The sequence below is a fragment of the Rhizobium sp. UGM030330-04 genome, assembly GCF_003208455.1.
GTDB lineage: Bacteria > Pseudomonadota > Alphaproteobacteria > Rhizobiales > Rhizobiaceae > Agrobacterium > Agrobacterium rhizogenes_A.
Window position 1 is genome coordinate 1 of the sequence record NZ_QKML01000038.1, and the last position, 3,032, is coordinate 3,032.

At 52.9% G+C, this 3,032-nt stretch carries 2 protein-coding genes and 2 pseudogenes; all 4 read right to left on the reverse strand.

Features of this window, described 5'->3' with window-relative positions; translation table 11 throughout:
* A pseudogene (locus N434_RS25260) lies at positions 1-202 on the reverse strand (winged helix-turn-helix transcriptional regulator); the annotation flags it as partial.
* A gap of 105 nt (positions 203-307) precedes the next feature.
* Positions 308-615: pseudogene (locus tag N434_RS25265) on the reverse strand (nucleotidyltransferase domain-containing protein); the annotation flags it as partial.
* Between the two features lie 158 nt (positions 616-773).
* Positions 774-2,084, reverse strand: a complete 1,311-nt coding sequence (locus tag N434_RS25270) for a type II toxin-antitoxin system HipA family toxin (RefSeq protein WP_110760766.1) — start codon at positions 2,082-2,084, stop codon at positions 774-776.
* The gene (locus N434_RS25275) at positions 2,081-2,443 is read right to left on the reverse strand and encodes a helix-turn-helix domain-containing protein (protein ID WP_110760767.1); all 363 of its coding nucleotides are present in this window, start codon (positions 2,441-2,443) and stop codon (positions 2,081-2,083) included. The genes N434_RS25270 and N434_RS25275 overlap by 4 nt, the downstream gene beginning before the upstream one ends.
* Between the last annotated feature and the right edge of the window lie 589 nt (positions 2,444-3,032).

The following is a 3,032-nucleotide window of genomic DNA, read 5'->3' on the forward strand; positions in this document are numbered from 1 at the left end:
CGGTCTTCAGCCAGGCAGACAACCGATCGGCAAAAGGATCGAGCTTGCTCGGCCGCTCCGGGACCTTGAACTTCGGCTCCACGCCGTCCAGACGCAGGTATTTGCGGATGGTATTCCGGGATAGGCCAGTCCTGCGGCAAATCTCCCGGATCGATAAATGTTCTCGAAAATGCCAGCGTCGGATCACGCTCAATAACGCCATGTCGATCACTCCATAGCCCTCGCTGAAAACATGCGAGGGAAGGTTGGAACATGGGTCAATTCTCAATGGAAATATCACGCCACGCCGGGTCAGTTCTCAGTGGCAATCAACATCCTTGTCCCACATCAGCCGGTCGGTGGCTTTATCCCAATATTTCGGGTCGGCCAGTTCCTTGTTGCTGACGATGACGAGAATGTCGAAATCCGAACGATACCCTTTTGATGTATGCGGCTCGTCGACCCATGTGCCGCGGCATAAGAACCGAACAGGATGATTTTATAAATCCGCCCGTCCTTCTTGGCGTCGGACTTCGAGCGCTCGACAATGCCAGCAAACTCTTCATGGATGATCCGGACGACCTTTTCCAGTTCGAGTTGCTTTGTCTGCGGAAGATGTCCGATATCCGATTTCATGGCCTCACCATCGATTCTTCTGAGCAGATATTCTAGCCGTGATCGGCAGGCTATTGCTACTCCACATTCTTGCAGGGGTTGTGAGGTCATGCCTCGCGCATGCCGGGTTCCTCTTATCGACGGTCTCTCCTATCATGTGATTGATCAGGGCCTATGTCTTAGGCTGGAATGATGATTTCTCGCCGCATGGCCCGGTGAATGGTTTGCGCGGTCTTTTCGGTTACACCGGCCTGTTCCGCGAAGGCTGGCCAGTTTTCGACCTCCGTATGCATTTCGCGGATAATTTCTTCGGCCTTTTTGGGCTTGAGGTCGCAGAAAACGCCGAACTGGATAAGATCGGACAGCTCGAAATGATCGCGTTTACCGTTCAGGCTCATCTGGTGCTGATGGGTCCAGCTTCCATCCGGATTGTAGGCATAGCTGACGTCGAACGCTGGTGACAGCCGCCATTCGCCCTTTCGATTCATGAGGAAGGCGATGTTCTTGACGTGGTCGTCCTGATTTCGGACGAGAATATTGAAAACCGCTCGGCGAAACTGTTGCTCGATGTCGTAAGCGGGAAGGCCGAGGAGCCGTATCGTCTCGACCGCCTGTTCGTAGGAATAAGCTCCTGCTGCGTTGAAATCATAGTGACGCAAGGCTGCGAGCGACTGCATATGGAGTTTCTGGCCATTGGCGGTGCGATCGAAGCGCTGTGTCATGAAATGGGATCGTCCGCCTTCGTGGTGGACGCGGCATTCGGTCATGTCGATGCCGGCGGCGCGAGCCAGGAGAAAGAAGCCGTACTCGATAAGGCCAAAGCCCTGCGGATCGGCCAACTCCTTGTCACGATTGTTGGAGATGCCGTCGAACTTCATGAGCCAATAGGTGAAACCTTCACCGGCTTTGACCTGACCGGATCGGAATTCCCCGGTTTGTTCATTCCATGCAAGGATAGCCTTGGCGCGCGCGCCGCCTGCGGACGTCCCGACGCGCAGGATCTCCTGCAGGGTTTCTTGGTCGTCATCGCCCTTGAGGATACCCGCAAGGTTGGCGCGATTGTTGAGGACTTCGTTGGCGAGTTTGGTCAGCGCATCGATCTCAAGGCGCTGGGATTTGCGCGGCCCTTTGAGGATTGTGGGATGAAACTCGAGCGCACCCATGCCGCGCGTACCGATATAACAAAGACGCTCGACCGGATTGAAGCTGCCGGGTGACCTTCCTTGGGTCACGAGCCATGTATCGATCAGAGCGTTGCCGAATTTGTCAGGGAGGGAGTCGGCGATCATGCCGGGCAAACCCTTGAAGGCGTCACGGGGCAAACCGGGGAATTCGTATGGGTCGGGGCGCAGCGGCATCATGATCGGTGCCAGTTCTATAGTGCTTTGAACGAACTCAGGCATGTATTGGAATACGCCGATCGCTCTGTCGTCGAGCCAACTAACTGCGCCGATATCTCTACCCCATAGGCGGACGGTCGCATCCGTCATTGCTCATCCTCCTCGGCCCACGCCCAATCGCTGGCTTTTGGGGCTTCTGTCTGCGTTCGTGCACGCCGCCGCTCGTGGCCGTCATGCTGGACTCGCTCGACCGGTCGAACGTCCGGGTTGGGGAGGATGTCGAGAATGCGATCGCCCAAGTTAAGTGCTCTCAATACGCGGAGAAGGGTGTCGAGCGAGCTGTTCCGGCCAGCCTCCAACCGCTTGATGCTCGGTAGCGAAGCTCCGGCCTCCTGCGCCAGTCGTGCTTGGGTCAGGTTGCGACTGAGGCGAACCCGAGCCAACCTGGTGCCTAGATCGCGCATGGTTGTTTCGATGCTGCCTGTCGGAGATTTTTGATTAGGAATCATAGGTGATCCTTTATAGCGAAATTTTGGGCAACAGTATCATATATGATCCGTTAATTCTAGACAGTGCAGCAGAAAGACATAGGATCAAAAATGATCCCTAATCGATGAATATGCAAATAAAGAACCATTTATGATCCCTTATTTTTGAATAGTGAAATCCGAGGATTGAGAAACCCGGGCGGCGATGGGCTGTAGGCAGGCAACTGGCTGAATATTCGTCCGCCGACCGCTGCGGCCCGTAGGGGATTCATCTACCTGCGCAAGCGGATTTTTGCAGTTATGGATGTTTTGAAAGGTATTTGCCTTGGAATATTTTACCTATTTAAATTCAATCAATACATATATTTGTATATTTATACTTTTTAGATAGAATAAATTTCCCATTGATGGATGGGGTGGGTGATTGGGTGGTTGCGGTTAAAATGGGCGAGGACGGTGCCCGTAAAACATATAATTTAGTTAGAGTAAGACCTGAAACATATAAATAATTGTAAGTACACCATTGTTGAGGAAGGTGAGGGATTTAATTGGTGGGCAGTCAATCTGGCACTGTGTAAATAGGTGATTTTATATAGATTTTTGCTGTGAG